Source organism: Streptomyces flavofungini, from assembly GCF_014650815.1.
Classification (GTDB): domain Bacteria; phylum Actinomycetota; class Actinomycetes; order Streptomycetales; family Streptomycetaceae; genus Streptomyces; species Streptomyces flavofungini.
The window spans coordinates 454,835-472,321 of the sequence record NZ_BMVR01000007.1 but is presented as its reverse complement, the minus strand read 5'-3'; the positions used below and the strand labels follow the sequence as shown (position 1 = coordinate 472,321).

Annotated in this window: 18 protein-coding genes and 2 riboswitches; of the genes, 10 read left to right on the top strand and 8 right to left on the bottom strand. The window is 68.9% G+C overall.

The window, feature by feature from the left end; all coding sequences use genetic code 11:
* Window positions 1–20: 20 nt before the first annotated feature.
* Complete coding sequence (locus IE274_RS21205; RefSeq protein WP_190117403.1) at window positions 21–593, bottom strand: transcriptional regulator; 573 nt, start codon at window positions 591–593, stop codon at window positions 21–23.
* 422 nt (window positions 594–1,015) lie between these two features.
* Window positions 1,016–1,945, bottom strand: a complete 930-nt coding sequence (locus IE274_RS21200; protein ID WP_190117402.1) for an endo-beta-N-acetylglucosaminidase H — start codon at window positions 1,943–1,945, stop codon at window positions 1,016–1,018.
* A 247-nt stretch (window positions 1,946–2,192) separates the two neighbouring features.
* Between IE274_RS21200 and IE274_RS21195 the strand changes: the two genes are divergently transcribed.
* Window positions 2,193–3,596, top strand: coding sequence for an amidohydrolase family protein (locus IE274_RS21195; protein ID WP_190117401.1), 1,404 nt, complete (start codon window positions 2,193–2,195; stop codon window positions 3,594–3,596).
* Window positions 3,597–3,690: 94 nt separating this feature from the next.
* Here the strand turns inward: IE274_RS21195 and IE274_RS21190 are convergent, their stop codons facing one another.
* On the bottom strand, window positions 3,691–4,179 hold the full coding sequence (locus IE274_RS21190; RefSeq protein WP_190117400.1) for a winged helix-turn-helix transcriptional regulator: 489 nt from the start codon (window positions 4,177–4,179) through the stop codon (window positions 3,691–3,693).
* A gap of 85 nt (window positions 4,180–4,264) precedes the next feature.
* On the opposite strand from IE274_RS21190, the gene IE274_RS21185 reads away from it, so the two are divergent.
* The 3 genes from IE274_RS21185 to IE274_RS21175 all read left to right on the top strand — a co-directional run bounded on the left by IE274_RS21185 (window position 4,265) and on the right by IE274_RS21175 (window position 7,255).
* The gene (locus IE274_RS21185) at window positions 4,265–4,963 is read left to right on the top strand and encodes an SDR family oxidoreductase (protein ID WP_190117399.1); all 699 of its coding nucleotides are present in this window, start codon (window positions 4,265–4,267) and stop codon (window positions 4,961–4,963) included.
* 104 nt (window positions 4,964–5,067) lie between these two features.
* On the top strand, window positions 5,068–5,493 hold the full coding sequence (locus tag IE274_RS21180) for a tautomerase family protein (RefSeq protein ID WP_190117398.1): 426 nt from the start codon (window positions 5,068–5,070) through the stop codon (window positions 5,491–5,493).
* Between the two features lie 370 nt (window positions 5,494–5,863).
* Window positions 5,864–5,998, bottom strand: a riboswitch (cobalamin riboswitch).
* A 189-nt stretch (window positions 5,999–6,187) separates the two neighbouring features.
* Window positions 6,188–6,399, top strand: a riboswitch (cobalamin riboswitch).
* Window positions 6,400–6,892: 493 nt separating this feature from the next.
* On the top strand, window positions 6,893–7,255 hold the full coding sequence (locus IE274_RS21175; RefSeq protein ID WP_190117397.1) for a hypothetical protein: 363 nt from the start codon (window positions 6,893–6,895) through the stop codon (window positions 7,253–7,255).
* A 104-nt stretch (window positions 7,256–7,359) separates the two neighbouring features.
* Here the strand turns inward: IE274_RS21175 and IE274_RS21170 are convergent, their stop codons facing one another.
* From IE274_RS21170 to IE274_RS21155, 4 genes are all read right to left on the bottom strand, one after another.
* Entirely contained in the window at window positions 7,360–7,731 is a 372-nt protein-coding gene (locus IE274_RS21170) for a toxin Doc (RefSeq protein ID WP_190117396.1), read from the bottom strand.
* A 1-nt stretch (window position 7,732) separates the two neighbouring features.
* Complete coding sequence (locus IE274_RS21165; RefSeq protein ID WP_190117395.1) at window positions 7,733–7,990, bottom strand: ribbon-helix-helix domain-containing protein; 258 nt, start codon at window positions 7,988–7,990, stop codon at window positions 7,733–7,735.
* Window positions 7,991–8,345: 355 nt separating this feature from the next.
* On the bottom strand, window positions 8,346–8,843 hold the full coding sequence (locus tag IE274_RS21160; RefSeq protein WP_190117394.1) for a peptidylprolyl isomerase: 498 nt from the start codon (window positions 8,841–8,843) through the stop codon (window positions 8,346–8,348).
* Between the two features lie 231 nt (window positions 8,844–9,074).
* Window positions 9,075–9,527 (bottom strand): nuclear transport factor 2 family protein, encoded by a 453-nt coding sequence (locus IE274_RS21155; RefSeq protein WP_190117393.1) that lies wholly within the window; start codon window positions 9,525–9,527, stop codon window positions 9,075–9,077.
* 316 nt (window positions 9,528–9,843) lie between these two features.
* Here IE274_RS21155 and IE274_RS21150 point away from each other — a divergent pair, with 316 nt between their 5' ends.
* Entirely contained in the window at window positions 9,844–10,974 is a 1,131-nt protein-coding gene (locus IE274_RS21150; RefSeq protein ID WP_190117392.1) for a serine hydrolase domain-containing protein, read from the top strand.
* A 207-nt stretch (window positions 10,975–11,181) separates the two neighbouring features.
* On the opposite strand, the gene IE274_RS21145 is transcribed toward IE274_RS21150, so the two are convergent.
* On the bottom strand, window positions 11,182–11,742 hold the full coding sequence (locus IE274_RS21145; protein WP_190117391.1) for a hypothetical protein: 561 nt from the start codon (window positions 11,740–11,742) through the stop codon (window positions 11,182–11,184).
* Between the two features lie 227 nt (window positions 11,743–11,969).
* Between IE274_RS21145 and IE274_RS21140 the strand changes: the two genes are divergently transcribed.
* The 5 genes from IE274_RS21140 (at window position 11,970) to IE274_RS21120 (ending at window position 17,264) form a co-directional block, all read left to right on the top strand.
* Window positions 11,970–12,995: a Leu/Phe/Val dehydrogenase gene (locus tag IE274_RS21140; RefSeq protein WP_190117390.1), complete on the top strand. Its 1,026-nt coding sequence runs from the start codon at window positions 11,970–11,972 to the stop codon at window positions 12,993–12,995.
* A gap of 118 nt (window positions 12,996–13,113) precedes the next feature.
* Window positions 13,114–13,680, top strand: a complete 567-nt coding sequence (locus tag IE274_RS21135; RefSeq protein WP_190117389.1) for a hypothetical protein — start codon at window positions 13,114–13,116, stop codon at window positions 13,678–13,680.
* Window positions 13,681–13,898: 218 nt separating this feature from the next.
* The gene (locus IE274_RS21130; RefSeq protein ID WP_190117388.1) at window positions 13,899–14,957 is read left to right on the top strand and encodes a vWA domain-containing protein; all 1,059 of its coding nucleotides are present in this window, start codon (window positions 13,899–13,901) and stop codon (window positions 14,955–14,957) included.
* A gap of 293 nt (window positions 14,958–15,250) precedes the next feature.
* Window positions 15,251–16,177, top strand: a complete 927-nt coding sequence (locus IE274_RS21125) for an NADP-dependent oxidoreductase (protein ID WP_190117387.1) — start codon at window positions 15,251–15,253, stop codon at window positions 16,175–16,177.
* Window positions 16,178–16,319: 142 nt separating this feature from the next.
* Complete coding sequence (locus tag IE274_RS21120; protein WP_190117386.1) at window positions 16,320–17,264, top strand: AraC family transcriptional regulator; 945 nt, start codon at window positions 16,320–16,322, stop codon at window positions 17,262–17,264.
* Window positions 17,265–17,487: the final 223 nt, after the last annotated feature.

Sequence of the window (17,487 nt, the reverse complement as noted above, 5' to 3'; positions counted from 1 at the left end):
CGGATTCCCTGGGCCTGTTCTCAGGCGGCGAACCCCACGTTGGTGACGTACTCGTACCGCCCCCACTGACTGCCCAGATCCACGAGCTGCTGCACCCACGCGTCATCCAGCGCCGCGTCGTTCCCGTCCGTCCACGCCCGCACGAGCGCATCCCACTGACGGATGTTCAAACTCCGGTACTCCACCACCCGCTGGCGCGGCCTGGGCACCTGGGACTGATTCAACGGATGAATCTCCACCCTCGTCCCCCGGCCCCCGGAATTCAGGCGCCGCAACAGATACCGGGCCACATTCTGCCGCCGCACCATCCAGTAGGCCTCTTCGATAAGCTCCAGATTTCTCTTCGAAGGGCGGCGCGCACCCTCCAACCAGGCCTTCACCGTGCGGTCGGTGACCGTCAGACCAGCAGCACGCGCCGTCTGGCGCGCATGAGCACTGCGGGTCAGGTAATGCAACCTCACCAACAGGCCACGGCGGAACGTCACAGGGGTCGTGAAATAACCGGCGAGAGCATCGAGCTGACGTGCCACGACCTCATGCCCTTTGATGCCACGCGCACCATACTTACCGAAATCACGACCCCTCTCCGACACTCCGAAACCCTTCCGCGCAGGAATTCACGCGCACAGGAGTCACGCAATCCATAATGCCCCAACTCCCACTATCACCCCAACAGTTCCACACCATTTCGAGAGCCTCAATGCGCCACACCAAGACCGGCCGCCCGAAAATTTCCCCACCCCAGCACACGAGAGCCAGAAAACATGTCCATCGCGACGGATACCAGAAGGGAATTCACCCCAGCCCGCCTCCACCCACACGAACAGCAACCTCATAACCCACCACACCCAAGCCGGCACAGGCTCGGATGCCGACCGGCAGCCTCCTTCCCGCACCGATGGCCGGACGCCGAAGACCGGACGCCGAAGAAACGGCGTCCGGCCATGCGTCCCTGCACAACCGACGGCGCAACCCCGCCGAACGTCAGGCCGACAGAGCGGACACTGCGGTCGCCTTACGGCGTGTAGACGGCGTCACTGCCGTACAACTCCCGGGTGAAAGCGGAGACATCGGCGCTGCGATCGGCGCCGTCGAGGTTGTACGTCAGATAGACGCCATAGCCCTCGCTGACGGTGCGGCGGGCGAGGCTGGCTACCGTGCTCTGCGAGGTCCGGCCGATCTCCACGGCCGCCGGTGAGAGCTTCGACTTGGGCAGCGCGATACCGGGGACCTGCCAGGTGCCGTAGTACGGATTCCAGGCGTAGTCGAACTTCGACGAGATGTCGACACCGCCGTAGGAGAGGCGCGACGCGGCAGGGCCGATGTTGTAGAGGCTGATGATCTTGTTCGGCATGTTCGCGCGCAGTGCCGTCACCAGGTGCACGAACGAGCTGGCGTTGGGCTGCCCGGTGCCGTTGTTGCCGTACTCGGCGTACTCGTCGTCGAAGTCGATGCCGTCGAGGCCGTACTTGGTCACGGTGTCCGACAGTTGCTTCGCGAACGCCGACGCCGCTTGCTGGGACGGGAAGTTGGCGAAACCCGCGCCCTGGTGGTTGCCGAGCACCGAGAGGACGACCTTGATGCCCTTCTGCTGCAACGGCCGTATCTGGGTGGCGGCGTTGTCGAGAACGCGTTGCACGTTCTCGTTGAAGTGCAGGTACGCCGCCTTCGAGCCCGTGTCGTAGTTGATGTTCGCCGCGAAGATCACGGCGACGTCGAAGGCGTTGCCGCCGCCGTTGGCGAGGGTGTACTTGCCGACGTTCAGCATGCTGTTGTCGTTCACCTCGACGTAGGCCACCGAGGTCGGTCCCTGTTTCGCGGGCGCGGGAGCGGGGCCAGGGGCCGCTGCCGCGCCGGTCATTGCGGTCGTGCCGAGGGCGAGGGCCACGACAGCCGAGAGCGCGAGCGCCGCCGTCCGCGCCCTGCTCCGTACCAGACTGAACATCGTTGATCGGTCTCCCGTCGCATGGGTCGGCGCCCGACCTGTTCGAAAGCGCCGAGTGAGCCCTCCGAGTTTTCCGCTCCTGTGACCGAATCCCAAGAATCACGCACGAACCCTTCACGACACTCACGCACGTCGCGTCACCCCAGTGCCCAGGCGCGGGAGTTGGCGCGTCCAAGGTTCCCGCCTGTCCCGCCTGTCCGCTTGGCCCGTCTGTCGATCGCATGGCGTCCAGCGGTATAACGACGCAATGACTCTGCAGAATCCCTTGCGCCTCAACCGTCGCAGTCTTCTCGCCGGGGCCGGTGGCCTTTCTCTGGCCGCTGTCTCCAAAGCCGCCGGGCCGGCAGCCGCCGTGGCCGAGCGGCCCGGGCAGGCCACCCTGCTCCGGGGCGCCGCACTCGTCCTGACCATGGACCCCCACATCGGCGACGGGGAGCTGGGCTTGCTCAAGGACGCCGATGTGCTGCTGGAGCACGGCAGGATCGCAGCGGTCGGCCGGCAGTTGGAGGCGCCGAGGGGCGCCCGGGTGCGGGACGTCTCGGGCCGGTTCGTGCTGCCGGGGTTCGTAGACATCCACAACCACCTGTGGCAGTCCAGCATCCGAGGCGGCTGCTCGGACCAGGACCTGGTCGGCTGGCTGAAGACGTGCAACCTGCCGACGCTGCCGAAGATCGACCCCGCCGGCATGTACGCCTTCGTGCACCTGGCCGCGCTCGATGCCCTCCAGGCGGGCGTGACCACCCTGGTCGACTGGGTGCACGCGATCCCGTATGCGACGAGCGAGCACTACGTGCAGGCTCTGGACGACGCGGGTCTGCGTTTCGTCTACGCCATGGCCTCCTTCAAGGGTGCGGAAGAACAGGTCCGCACGGTCAAGGAGCGGCTCCTGGACCCGCTGCCGCTGGCCTCCGCCCAGATCGCGGTGCACGCGCGCCGAGCAAGCATCGACACACTGCGCGCGTCCTGGAAGCAGGCCCAGGACCTGGGGCTGATGCTCAACTCACACGTGCTGGAGCACCGCACCGACCGCGACGAAGAACAGATCCCGGCCCTGCGCGAGATCGGCGCCTTCGGCCCCGGCCTGTTGATGAACCACGCCGTCCACCTGAGCCGCGAGGAGATCGCGCTCGTGGGTGACCACGACGTACGGGTGGCGCACTGCCCGCTGAGCAACATGCGCCTGGCCTCAGGTGTCATGCCTCTGCCGAAATTGCACGAGGCTGGAGTCAAGATGGGTCTGGGCCACGACGGCGGGACGAACGACACCTCCGACATGTTCGCCCTCATGAAGGCCGCCGTCGGCCTCCAGCGAGCCGTGCACGAGGACCCGAAGATCCACCCCACACTGCCCGCCGTGCTGCGCATGGGCACGCTGGGCGGCGCCGAGGCCATCGGCATGGCCGACCAGGTGGGCTCACTGACCCCCGGCAAGCGTGCCGACGTCCTCGTTCTCGACCCGGGCACCTTGAACTTCGCCCCCCGCTTCGACTGGACGAGCCAGATCGTCCTCAACGGCCAGCCGCACAACGTCACGGACGTGTACGTGGACGGCCGACTGCGCAAGACCGGCGGCGAACTGGTGGGCGTGGACACCGAGAAGGTCGTCCTCGCGGCAGAACGGGCCGCAGCCCGCCTCACTTCCGCCCCCTGACCGACGGCGACCGGCCGCGGAACCCATCCGCACCAGCACCAACGACCTCGGCGGGACCCTAGGGCGTGTCCGGCGCGACTGCGCCGGGCGCGCCCTAGTCGCGTCGCCGGGCGGGGTTCAGTCGGATCTCGATGCGGTCCGATGTCGTCTGCGGCACCGGCTCCGCGGTCACGGTGACCCCCATCGTGCGGCCGGTGCCGGTCTCGATGAACTCCAGGGGCGGGCGGCCCTCCTGCAGATGCTTGTCGCCCCACTGCATCAGGGACAGGAACACCGGAAGCAGGTCCTCACCGGCCTCCGTCAGCCGGTACTCGTCGCGGGCCCGCCTGCCCGGCTCCTGATAGGGGACGCGCGCGACGACCTCTGCGGACTCCAACTGTTTGAGCGCCCGGGACACCGCGGGTGCGGAGGTGCCGATCCGGGCCACGAAGTCCTCGAACCTGGTGGTGCCGTAGAAGCACTCGCGGACCACCAGGAACACCGTCTTGGTGCTCAGCAGGCCGAGGACCCGCTCCGCCGAGCATCCGTCGCCGATCGACCAGGCGTCCCGGTCGCGCAGTCGCTTCTCGAACTCCATCGCCATGACGCCATTGTAACTAACGCTTGCGTTACCCAGGGGGCGCGTGCTTCCATCTCGCTAACGAGAGCGTTACTCAGAGGAGGATGCTGTGGTTGCGGTAGCGGACAAGGTGGCCGTGGTGACCGGCGGCCGGCGTGGGCTCGGCGCGGCGCTGGTGGACGAACTGCTGGCGCGCGGGGTGCGGAAGGTGTACTCCACCGCGCGCTCGGCGCACGTCGACGACCGTCCGGAGGTGGTCACCGTCGAACTCGAAGTGCGCTCGGCGGAATCGGTCGCCGCCCTCGCGCGGGTCGCCGCCGACGCCGAGATCGTGTTCAACAACGCCGGTGTCCTGCTGCCGGACGCACTCCTGACGGGCGACCTCGACAACGCCACCAGGACCTTCGACGTCAACGTCTTCGGGCCGCTGCGGGTGGCGCGGGCGTTCGCGCCGATCCTGGCCACGGGCGGCGGGGGCGCACTCGTCAACATGCACTCGGTATTGTCCTGGCTGGCCGGCAGCGGCGCCTACGGGGCGTCCAAAGCCGCGGCATGGTCGGTCACGAACTCGCTCCGGCTCGAACTGGCGGCCCAGCACACCCAGGTCGTCGGCGTGCATGCCGGATTCATCGACACCGACATGGTCTCCGCCCTCGACCGGCCGAAGGCCACGCCCGCCGAGATCGCCGCGCGGATCCTCGACGGCCTCGAGGCCGGGGACACCGAAGTCCTCGCCGACGACGTCACCGTCGGCGTGAAGGCGGGGCTCTCCGGCCCTGTGGAGCACCTGACGTTCTCAGCCGCCTGAGCCCCGCCGCGCCCGTTCGGCGCCTGAGCCCCGCCGCACCTGCTCGGCGTCCCCCTGACGCCCCGCCCTCCCCGTTTCCGTAGGCGAAGGAGAACCGAACCGCCATGCCGCTGTGGACCATTCACCACACGCCCGGAATCTTCACCGACGACGAAAAGCACCAACTCGCCGCCCGCGTCGCCGACCACTACGAGAAGGTCGGGCTGCCCCGCTTCTACGTGGTCACGCTGTTCCACGAGACCCGGCCCGAGGACTTCCACGTCGGCGGGGAACCCACCCCGGCGGGGGTCCGCATCGCCATCGACCACATCGCCCGGCGCAACCCCGACCAGGAAGCCCGCCGCCGCACCGCCCAGTGGATCAGGGGCATGCTGCAGCCACACCTCGAACGGCACGCTGGACTGCACTGGGAGTTCCATGTCGACGAGACCAGCGAGGACCTCTGGATGATCAACGGAATCGTGCCGCCCCCGGGAGGCTCCGACGCCGAGAAGCGCTGGGCGGAGCTGAACGCGGCGTCCGCGTACTGACGTGTACGCGTACTGACGTGTACGCGTACTGACGTGTACGCGTACTGAGTGGCGGTCCCAGCACCTGACACCGCCCCGCGCAAGCCGCGTCCTCCGGGGGCCGGGCGGCTGACCTGTGGGTGTCCGCACGAGCGATACGCGATGTCCAGCGGCGCCGGCGAGGTGTGCCCGGCGAGTGTGCGCAGGGCGCGACGCCAGGAGGGCCGCGGCACGGCAGGCTGGAAGCCTGAGTCGGCGCAACTCGTATGCATCAGGGCAGGGTCGACACGCCCGAGCGCTGAGGACGAAAGGCTCCGGTTCCGCTCACACAGGAGAAGCAGCGGAAATGCATGGCAATGACTCCCCGACGTTTCAGCGCCATCCTCGTGGGCTTCGTCGTTGACCCGCGGACGGCGATCTGACTTCCGGGAGCCGGGGCTCATCCGGTCACAGTGGCGGGACCGTTCCGGATTCTCACCGGATTCCCCGTGCCGCGGGCATTGGCCCCTTATGTGTAGCAGTTTCCCTTGCGCCAGTCACCCCCTACCGGCCCCCCACTCGACTGTCAATCCCCCCGTGATCCAAGGGAGATCGACGTTTTTGAATGAACACCTTCTCGATGCTTCCTCTCCGACATGTCTGCGCCAGATTTCAACGCCGCAGAACCTTCCGGATCCTGGACCGTGCTGTGGCGCGCGAGCGGCACCCCGTGGGGTGTCCGATGCAGCTGGTTCGCCCCGCCCGCCAGGTGGGAGCGTCGTAAGAGGGAACCCGGTGAGAATCCGGGACTGCCCCGCAGCGGTGAGCGAGAACGACCGCCGTCATGGCACTGGATCCGATGGCGGATCCGGGAAGCGACGGCCAGTAGGTGTCCTCCGTGAGGACGTGCCCGCGAGTCCGAAGACCTGCCGACTGCCCGTGTGCGGACCACTTCGCGCGTGGAAATTCCGGTGACCTCGAGGGCGGGTCGGCGTACCTACCGTGCGGACGACCGCGCTTGCCGCGCGAGGTCGTTTCCGTCCGGTTCGTCATCCCTTCGCGCTCTCGTCCCCCTCGCCGGGACGTGATGAATTCATCTCGCGAAGGAGATCTACGTGACCCGCGAATCCGCCACCGCGGCAGCAGCACCGGCCACCGCGTACGGCTACTTCCGTCAGGGCGCGAACCGAGAGCTCGACAAGGCCGTCGAGGGCCCGCTGGAACAGCCGCGTCACCGCCGAACTCCCTCCGAACCGGGCCGCCCTGCTACGCCGTGTTCGGCAACCACGCGCGCGACATCGTCCAGGCCATCCGCCGCCCGCACGGACCGGGTGCAACGGCCCGCCTCCTGACCGTGGACACCCAGGGCGCCGGGACACCACAAGCGACCCGGCCCCGACGAACAGCACTGACTCGATCAAGGCACGAAAGGGGTCCATCGGTGCGGAACAATCCGCGGCAGGTCCTCGTGGACGGCAATCCCATGATCGCCGTGTCCGTGAAGGAGTTCGAGAGTCTGCTCGCCATCCGCAGACAGCTCGGCGGCCAGACAGCGCGGATACGAATGCTGCGCGACACGCTCGTCGCCATGTCCGACTTCCTGGACACCCTGGCCGAGACTCTCGACAGCGACGCCCCGTCCGAGCCGCAGGGGGCGCCGTCGACCACCGGTCCCCCGCACACCGGCCTGGCCCTCGCCACCGAGATACGGCAACACGCACACCAGCACGCGTCCTCACCGGGGCAGGGCGCACCGGGCGCAACCGTCACTCACCCGGCCGGGCCGAGACCTAGGTTCGCCTGAGTCTCAGCCGCGACACACCATCCCGGCTGCGCACCGAGGCGTGCGGGGACGAGAGGGCCCTGGGCGCGGCCTGGGACATCGCCGCGGGCAGGAACGGATGCGGATCAGATCTGCCAGGAACGGATGCGGTCGGCCGCGTCATAGCCGTCGGCGCGGCCGGCGTCGATGTCGCGGGCGAGGTCGATCAACGCACCGTACGGGGCGTCGATGGCTTCGCCCGCAGCGTCCATGTAGGACACGACGATCGCGGCGCCGTACAGGGCGTTGCGGGCCGGGAGGGGGCGCAGGCGGATGACGGCGTGCATCAGGGCGGCGGCGCGCCACGCGTTGTCGGTGGTGACGCCGACCTGCGGGGTGTTGACGCGGTGCCGGGCGACCGCGGCCACGAGGTTGGAGAAGTCGTGGACTTCAGGGTGCTTGGGCAGCACCTCCGCCTGGCGCTCCAGCAGCCAGCGGATATCGATGTGGAACTCCACGTCAGGCAGCCCGCCCCGGTTGTCCGGTCGGGTCCCGGCGGGCCGGGACGTCGTCGGGGAAGGCCGCGTCGAACGCGTCGGCGTTCTGCGCGACGAACTGCCGGAAGACGGCCGCGGCGCCTTCGAGGCGGGGGTCACGGACCGCGTTGCGCGCGGCCTCGGTGATGAGCGCGGTCACCGTGGTGCCCTCGACGTCGGCCCGCTCCTGCAACTGGGCGTGGAGTTCCTCGGGGACCCGGATCGTCACTGACTTCGACATACTCCGACCGTACAGCAGGGTGTACAGCGCGGGGACGGATACGACCGGACCGGTCCCGGACGGCACCCGTCCGTGTGGTGCCCGCGCCCACCGGCCCCCTGGAAGCAGTCCACCGGCGCGTCAGCGCCTCGGCGGGGGACAGCGCGGCACCGGTCCAGCGCGCGACGTGGACGGGTACCCCGGTGCGATAGGCCTCCGGGCGGCCCGCCAGGACCACGGTGTGCGCCTCGCGCCCCCCTGACCAGCAGCGGCAGCAGGGCCGGGGAGCTGCAAGGGCGCACCGGGTCGAGCGGGCGGGTGCGCGGTCAGAGCGACTGCCTGCGTAGCACCGGCCCCGCCGCCCGGGGCGCCGGTGCTACTCGCCCACGACACCCGACGAAGCGATCACGATCTTCGCCCGGGTGGCACCGGAGCGCGAGCCGAGAGACTCGATCTTCGTCACCAGGTCCTGGCCCTCGACGACCTCGCCGAACACCACGTGCTTGCCGTCCAGCCACGGCGTGAGCACCGTGGTGATGAAGAACTGCGAGCCATTGGAGTCCTTACCGGCGTTCGCCATGGACAGCAGGAACGGCTTGTCGTGCTTGAGCTTGAAGTTCTCGTCGGCGAACTTCTCGCCGTAGATGCTCTTGCCACCGGTGCCGTCACCACGGGTGAAGTCACCGCCCTGAAGCATGAAGTCCGGGATGACCCGGTGGAAACCCGAACCCTCGTATCCAAAGCCGTGCTGGCCGGTGGCCAGCTCACGGAAGTTCTGCGTCGTCTTGGGAACGACGTCGTCGTACAGCTTGAAGACGATCCGCCCCGAGGCGTCGCCGTCGATGGTGATGTCGAAGAAAACGTTGGTAGACATGAGGGGATCATGCCACGGACCTGGCCTGTCGCCCTCAAGCCGCCCCTCCCCTTCGCCCGCCGCAAGACGATCAGAGCCAGATTCCGATCCCCCGCACTCCGGACGACATCCGGTATGGCCGGTACGTCGAGCCCGCCCGGATGAGCCGTCCCACGGCGACCTCGGCCGATGGGCGGCCGAGAGCCGCTGCGGCTCCTTCATCCGTAGGCGATCACCGCCATCCGTAGGCGATCACCGCCCCTCAGGGGTGGCCGCGTCGAATGCCTGAGCAACGGCGAGGCTGTCTTCGTAGACATGGTGTCGGGTCACCAGGCCGTCCTCGACTGTCAGGTGCAAGGCGAATCGCGCGCGATACGCGCGTCCGGTGGACCGGGCGGTCTGGCGGATCTCGCCGAGCACGACCGCATCACTGCCGTCTATGAGGACGCGCTCGACCTCGGTGGCCGCCTGCCCGGGCACGTGGTGCTCCGCAAGCTCGCGGTAGTGAGCTGCCGCGTCGCTGCGGGTGTACCGGTGGCGGATCCACGGGGTGGCGGTGCGGCCGTGTTCGGGCTCTGGCCAGTCCAGCTTCCAGTCGCCGCGTTCCGCATACAGCTCGGCAATCCGGTCAGGGTCGCCCTCGCCGATCCGGCGCAGCAACTCCTCCACCACGGATCGAGTGGTCGTGCGCGTGTCCAAGGACATGGGTCATCCCTCCGTCTGAAACCACGTGTTGGCGCTGAGAGATCGCATCCTTACCCACCCTCACAGCCCCCGACGATTACCTCCCACGTAATCGTCATCAAGATCCGCTCTCGCGGCAGGCCCAGGGGCGCTACACCCTTCGGTCGGGTCAGTCACAGTGCCGAGGGTGGGTTGGTACTGGCCACACCCCGGGGCCGGAGGTCCGCACCAGTGTGCTGTGCGTGGCCGTACGGAAATGTGTCCTGCGTTCCCCAACCGGACACAGGACACACCGGACCCGCGATCGGCGCAGGTCCGCCGAGCCAGGGAGAGCACCATGAGCAGCCAGCGCACGCGCGTCGCCACCGCCGTCCTGTCCGCCGCCGCGCTCGTCGGCGTCGCCGCCCCGATGGCAGCCGCCGACGGGGGACGTGGCGGCGGTCACCACGGCGGGGCGTCCGGCGTGCAGGAGCAGTTGGATCTGCTCGTCGGAAAGGACGGTGTGCCGGGGGCGTTGGCGTACGAGAAGGGACACCGCGCCGTCAAGGCCGGGACCGCCGAACCGGGCAGCGGGAAGCCGATGGTGGGGCCGGAGGGGCGGTTACGGATGGGCAGCGACACCAAGTCGTTCACGGCCGCCGCCGTGATGCGGCTGGTGGCCGACGGCGAGCTGCGGGTGGACGACCGGGCCGGGCGGTACGTGCCACAGCTCGCCGACAGCCCCATCACCATCCGGCAGCTCCTCAAGCAGCGCAGTGGACTGACCGAGTACGCGCGGCTGATCGACTGGGACAGGCCGAATACCGACGAGGGCTATCTCGATCTGGTGCTGAAGGCCGGGCCGGACTTCGAGCCCGGCGCGGAGTGGGGCTATTCCAAAACCAACTACATGGTGCTCGGCATGGTGATCGCCCGCGTGTCCGGCACCGACTACCGCACGTACATCAAGCGGACGATCCTGGAGCCGATGGGTCTCAAGTCGACGTACTGGCCCGGCCGGGACGAGCTGACGCTGCGCGGCCCGCACGCCCGCAATTACGGCATCCACCCGGCGCATCCGAAGGGCCAGGTGGATGCGACGGAGCTGCCGGGCTATGAGTTCGGCGCGTCCGGTGGGCTCGTCACCACTCCCGGGGACCTGAACGCGTTCTGGGACGGCCTGTTCGGCGGCAAGCTGCTGCCGGTCTGGGCGGTACGGCAGATGACGCACGACACGACAGACGTCGGCGGGCGCGACGTGTACCCGAAGGGCAGCCGGTACGGCTACGGCGTGGCGAGCATCCCGCTCAGTTGCGGCGGCGAGTACTGGGGCCACGGCGGCGACCTGCCCGGCGACTCGGTGGGCGGCGGCCGCGCCTCGGGCGGCCGCGGCACCGTCACCGTCTACACCACCACCGGGGCAGCGGAGGGCTCCAAGCTCGCACACCTCCAGGGTGCGGTGGACGCCGCCCTGTGCGACGGGCGTTGACGCGACAGGCGCGGCGGCAAAAGGGAGGCACGAGGGGTGTGCTGCCCAGACCCGCACGGCCGGAGTGTCAGCGGCTCATCAGCGCAAAGACGCCCCAGCCGAGGTACTCACGCCTGTACTGCACGTAGCGGGCGGGCCCGGTGGTGAGGTTCGGTCCACACCTCCGCGGCCAGCTCGCCGTCGGGGTTCAGTCGGTTGCGTCGCGGTTCAGTCGGTGATGTACCAGTTGTTCTTGAGGTACTCCAGGGTGTAGCTGCCGAGGTCGCTCTCCGAGAAGGTCGCGGAGGACTTGACCGCGGCGACCGGCATCTCGATCTTCTCGGGTGTGCGTACGACGATGCGCTTCGGGTCGACCGTCGCGGTCTTGAGGGCCGTCTTCTGTGGGGGCGAGATCATCTTGAATACGGTGACGTACGTCGATGTGCACGGGCCGAGGCCCTGGTCCTCTGCCTTCTTCGCTGCCGGACCTGCCACGTCGCAGACCCCGTCGATGTCCTCGCGGCCGAGGGCGTGGAGGTACTGCTCGTAGCGCTGGATCGCGCCCTCCTTCGTCCTGGGGGCGGGCCGGTCGCCGGTCGGGGTGGCCGATGGCTTCTTCGTCCGGGTGGGCGCGGACGGCTTGGCCGACGGTTCCTTCTCCCGCGTGGACGTGGACGGTCGCGAGGGCTTCGTGTCCGCGTCGCCCTTCGCGTTGTCCGGACCGCACGCGCTCGCCATCAGCACCACACAGGCCGATACCGCCCCGCTCACCATCGTCCGCGTTCTCATCTCGTCCCCTTCGGTCACCTCAGCATCAGCCGACATCACATCACGCAGGATCTGGGGGAATGGTTCCCGAGCCAGGTCAGGGGTCGGGAACGGGACCACGCTCATCGCCCGGAGCGCACAGTGGTGGGCGCGCTGGGCGGTGTGCGGGGAGGAGGTCCGACGGGGCGGAGGTTCCCCTGCACGCTCCCGCGCCCCCCGATGTCAGTGGTCGCTGCGACGATGACCGGATGACCTTCACGATTTTCGACCGGCTCCAGTCGGGCGGCTTCGAGCAGGCGTTGTTCCATCACGATGCCGAGACCGGGTTGCGGTCCCTCGTTCTTCTCCACGACACGACCCTCGGGCCCGCGCTCGGGGGCGTGCGCATGCAGCCGTACGAGAGCGAGAACGCCGCCCTTGAAGACGGTCTGCGCCTCGCGCAGGCCATGACGCTGAAGGCTGCGGCCGCGGGGCTCGATCTTGGTGGAGGCTGGAGCGTCATCATCGGTGACCCGGTGCGCGACAAGTCCGAGGCACTGCTGCGCGCCCAGGGCCGCTTCGTCGCCACCCTCGGCGGGCGCTTCATCCCCGTCAACGATGTCGGGACCACGCAGGCCGACCTGGCGGTGATCGGCACCGAGACCTCCCCCGTCTGCGCCGACGGCGACCCCTCCCCCATGACCGCGCTCGGTGTCCTCGAAGGGATACGGGCATGTCTGCGTGCCACCGGTGGCGACGGGAATCTACGGGGTGTTCGGGTGTGCGTGCAGGGCGTGGGGAATGTGGGTGCCGCCCTCGCTCGACTGCTGGCGGCGGAGGGTGCGGAGTTGCTGGTGTCCGACGTCGATTCCCGGCGAGCGGATGCCGTCGCCCGAGGCGTCGGCGCGCGCGTCGTCGATCCCGCCACCGCGGTGGTCGCCGACTGCGATGTTCTCGCCCCGTGCGCTCTGGGAGGTGTCGTCAACGACCGTACGCTGCCGGAGCTGCGCTGCCGGATCATCGCCGGTGGTGCCAACAATGTGCTCGCCGCCCCCGAGTACGCCGCCGCGCTCGAGGCGCGCGGGATCCTCTACGCGCCCGACTTCTGCGTCAACGCGGGCGGCTTGACCTTCCTCGAGGAGCGGCTCCTCAAGCACGACGACGCTCGGGCCGAGCAGCGGGTACGTCAGGTCGGCGAGCGCCTGGCGGCGGTCATCGAGCATGGGCGTCGGTCCGGTGTGCCGCCGACGGAGGCCGCGCTCGCGCTGGCCAGGGAGCGGTTGCGTCCTCGCTGACTCGACCCGTCCTTGGGCGAGTCAGAGTGTTTCGGGCAGCGTCGAAACCCCTGGAGTCGGTCGGGTGCGGGCCATGAGCATGGTGGCTCGGATCAGGAGACGACTACGGGGAGATCTCATGACCAAGAACCGCACGGCCACCCTCAGCGTCGCCTCGCTGCTTCTCGCAGCGGGCGCGGTCGGGGCGGGCGGCCTGCCGGCCGTCGCTGACAGCGCCCCGAGCGGCGCCAAGGAGACCCGGGCCGCCGCTGGGACGTCCCAGTCCCAGGAGGCCAGGGCGTTCTGCTCCGGTCCTGGCGTCGGGATCTACCGGGACAGCGGAAACCGCCGGTACAAGGGGCGCTTCACCAGCATTGACACGGAGAGCATCCGGGACAAGAAGGCCCGCGCCTACGCCGAGGACATCGCGAAGGGCGACAAGGTCCAGGTGCAGCGCAGCATCAAGCCGTTCAAGATGAAGAACCATGTGCAGCACCCTTCGACGAAGTACATCAAGCAGAAGAAGGGCGGCTACAAGAGCTGCAGCAAGACAGCGAACTGGTTCGACGCGAACGTGCGTGACTGGATGGTGACGAAGACCGTGAAGCTGCAGATCGGGGGAAACAAGTCCTACGCCGTGCGTAGTTGCGTCTTCCCCGTCTCGGGAGGCAAGGGCTGCACGAAGTGGTTCGTTGACCACAAGTAGGAAGCAGCCGCTGTGGTTGCCGGAGCACGGAGATGAGGGGCAGGCTCCGGCACCCACGGGTTCCTGCACGGCGCCCCGCCGCCCACACGGGCGGCGGGGCGCCGTCGTCCGTGGTGACGTCCGGACAACCGCAGGTGAGGAGCCATCAGGCGCCGTTGTCAGTGCCTCCTCGTAGAGTGAAAACGTCACTCGGGGAGCCTCGGAGGGGGAGGACAAACGTGTCCGCACACAGGATCCAGCACAAGGTGAATCACGTCGCGCTGGTAGTGGACTGTTCGGGTTCCATGCGTCCGCACCAGAATCAACTCATCCGCGTGGTGGACGAGTTCGTGGCCGGGTTGAAGGCCGAGTCGGACAGCCTCGGCCATGAGACCCGGATCAGCCTCTATTCCTTCGACCACAGGGTGGAGAATTTGGTCTGGGACATGGACGTGAAGCATTTGCCGTCCATGCGGGGGCTGTACCAGGTCAACAATGGCGCCACGGCCCTCATCGAGGCTTCTTTGAAGTCGCTGGACGATTTGGGCCACATCTGGGAGGAGTACGGCGAGCACAGCTTCCTGCAGATCGTGGTGACGGACGGCGAGGAGAACGCGTCCGGCGGCGATCGGCGGCACGACGGCGACCCGGCCGTCCTCGGTCCCTGGCTCGACAGGATCACGGCGACGATGGGCGGACTTCCGGGGCACTGGACTTCCGCGATCCTCGTTCCGAACTCGCTGGCCAAGCGGACCGCCCAGAACTACGGATTCCCCGCCGGGAACATCGCGATCTGGAACGCGGATTCCCAGAAGGGCGTGGAGGAGGCGATCGGCACCGTGCGCGCCGCCGCCACCAGCTTCCTCCGGGGCCGCGAGCAGGGCGTGCGCGGCACGAAGCACCTGTTCGCCGTCGGCCAGGACCTATCGGTGGACGAGGTGCGGGCGAACCTCGAACCGATTCCGGCCGACAAGTACCGACTCCTGAAGGTCGACAAGGAAGTCGAGATCCGCCCCTTCGTCGACTCGCACCCGGGCGTGAGTTACGAACGCGGCGCGTGTTACTACCAGTTGGGCGCCCGGGCCCAGGTGCAGCAGAACAAGGAAGTCATCGTCGTCGAGAAGGACACCGATCGCGCCTACACGGGGGACGCGGCGCGCAGCCTCCTGTTCGGTACGGGGATCCAGGGGACCGTCTCCGTCAAGGCAGGGAACAACCCGAAGCTGGAGGTGTACGTGCAGAGCCGTTCGGTGAACAGGAAGCTCAAGCCGCATACGCGTCTGCTCCTCATGGTCTGAGGCTGCCGCCCCCGCACCCGCGCTCGTGCTCGCACTCCCGCTCGCGCCCACGCTCGCGCTCGCGCTCGCTCCAGTAAGCGGGGAGACCCGCCGTGACAGATCATGTGGTGTTCCTGCGGCGGCCGGCCCGCCCACACCATTACCCCGTCGATGTAGACGATGGGACATCTTCTGGAGACCAGTAGATATTCATCGGCTCGTTCGATCTTCATAGAGTGAGGCGCATCAGCCAGTTGGGGCTGCGGAGCGCGGGTCGTGCTCGTAAGCCCTGGGAGATGTGAGGGAGATCAGTCATGCGTGCTGTCAAGCAGGAGACGTTCGGTGGGCCCGAGGTGCTGCGGACGGTCGAGGTCGACCGTCCCGTTCCGCTCGGCGGCGAGGTGCTGGTGCGGGTGCGGGCGGCAGGGGTGAACCCCGTCGACGTGGCGGTGCGCTCGAGTGCTTACCCGCTGTTGGGTGAGCCGCCGTTCGGGGTGGGCTGGGACATCTCCGGGGTGGTGGCGGAGGCGGGGCCGGGGGCCCGGTTCGCGGTGGGTGACGAGGTGTTCGGGATGCCGTTCTTCCCGCGTGCCGCGAACGGGTACGCCGAGTACGTGGCGGCTCCCTCGCGTCAGGTGGCCCGCAAGCCCGCGACGCTGGATCACGTGCAGGCCGCCGCCATACCGCTGGCCGCGCTCACCGCCTGGCAGGGGCTGGTCGACGCCGCCCGGGTCAGCGAGGGGCAGCGGGTGCTGGTCCACCGTGCGGCCGGGGGTGTCGGGCACTTCGCCGTGCAGATCGCCAAGGCTCGCGGGGCCCATGTCATCGCGATGGCCGGCGCGCCCAAGCACGACTTCGTACGCGGTCTGGGGGCCGATGAGGTCATCGACTACCGCACCACCGACTTCACCGAGGCGGTCAGGGATGTGGAGGTGGTCTTCGACTCCAGCTCCGAAGGGGAGCGTTCGCTGTCGGTGCTGCGGCCCGGTGGCACGCTCGTGAGCATCATGGAACACGGCGACCGGGAACTGGCCGCCCGTGTGCAGGCCGCGGGGCGCCGCTTCGCCGGGGTCTCCGTCGAGCCCGACTACGCGTCGCTGGAGGCGATCGCCCAGCTCGTCGACGCCGGTCGGATCCGTCCCCACGTCGCCGAGACCTTCCCGCTGGACGATGCCGCCAAGGCGCACGAGCTCGTCGGATCGGGCACGGTCCAGGGCAAGGTCGTACTCAGCGTCAGCTGATGCGGGCCCGGAACGGATGCGAGGGGAACGTAAGGTGGGAGGCCGGTACGTCCAGCCGGTGCACCAGGGTCAATGCGACACGGGGGTCGGTGCACCTGGGCAGGGACGGCCACGGAGCGGGAGCCGGGGGCTGGGGGAAGGCATGGATGTCCTGACGGAGGCGCTGACCTCGATGCGTACCGGGCGGCCCGCGTCCGTACGCACCCTCGGCAGTGCCCCCTGGGGGCTGCGCCTTCCGCCGGTCGCCGGAGCCGGTTTCCATGTGGTGCTGTCCGGCGAGTGCTGGCTGGTCCCGCTGGAGGACGCGCCGCAGCTGGCTCCGGTGGCCCTCGCCGCGGGTGATGTGGTCTTCCTGCGCAATGGCCGGGGGCACATCCTCGCCGACGACCCCGCCACCCCGGCGGTGGAGGAACAACCCGAGCAGTACAGTGCGGGGCCCGTGCTCGGCACCGTCACCATCGGCGGTGACGGGCCCCGGACCAGCCTCCTGTGCGGCAACTACCACCTCGACCAGGCGCGACCGCATCCGCTGGTGGGCCAGCTCCCCGAGATCATTCATCTGGCCACCGGGAACGGCCGTCACGGGGAGCTGAGCGCGGCCGTGCAGCTGCTCAAGGCGGAGCTGGAGTCACCTCGTATCGGATCGGCCGGGATCGTTCCCGCGCTGATCGACTCGCTGCTGCTGTACATCCTGCGGGCCTGGCTGGAGGACCAGGCTCCGGCCACCGCGCAGGGCTGGGCCGCGGCCCTCGGTGACCGGGCCGTCGCCCCGGCCCTGTCCGCCATCCACCAGACGCCGGCCGCCCCCTGGACCGTCCAGTCGCTCGCCCAACGCGTCGGGCTGTCCCGCGCGGCATTCGCCCGGCGCTTCACCCACCTCGTCGGCGAGCCCCCCATGGCCTACCTGACGCGCTGGCGCATGACGACCGCCGCCACCCTCCTGCGCGAGACGCAGGCACCGCTGACCACCATCGCGGCCCGGACCGGATACAGCTCCGAGTACGCGTTCGCCAAAGCCTTCAAGCGTGAGCACGGACAGGCTCCCGGGCACTATCGTCGGCAGACACACGCCGCCCCGCAGCACTGAACGGCCGAGCCGCCAGGCTGTCGGAGCGCGGCGTTGAGCGGGCATTCATGGCTTGTTTATTGCGATGCCGTGGGCTTGCTCTGTAGCTGCGCAGAGCGCTCCCGTCCGCGGGGCCGGTGCTCGGCCGCCCTGGAGGGGCGGCTCGCGCGTGGCATGACGCCGCCGGTGCGCGGGAGAGTACCGGCCCTACGACCCGCCCTCGGCCCCACGCGCGGCTCGCTCG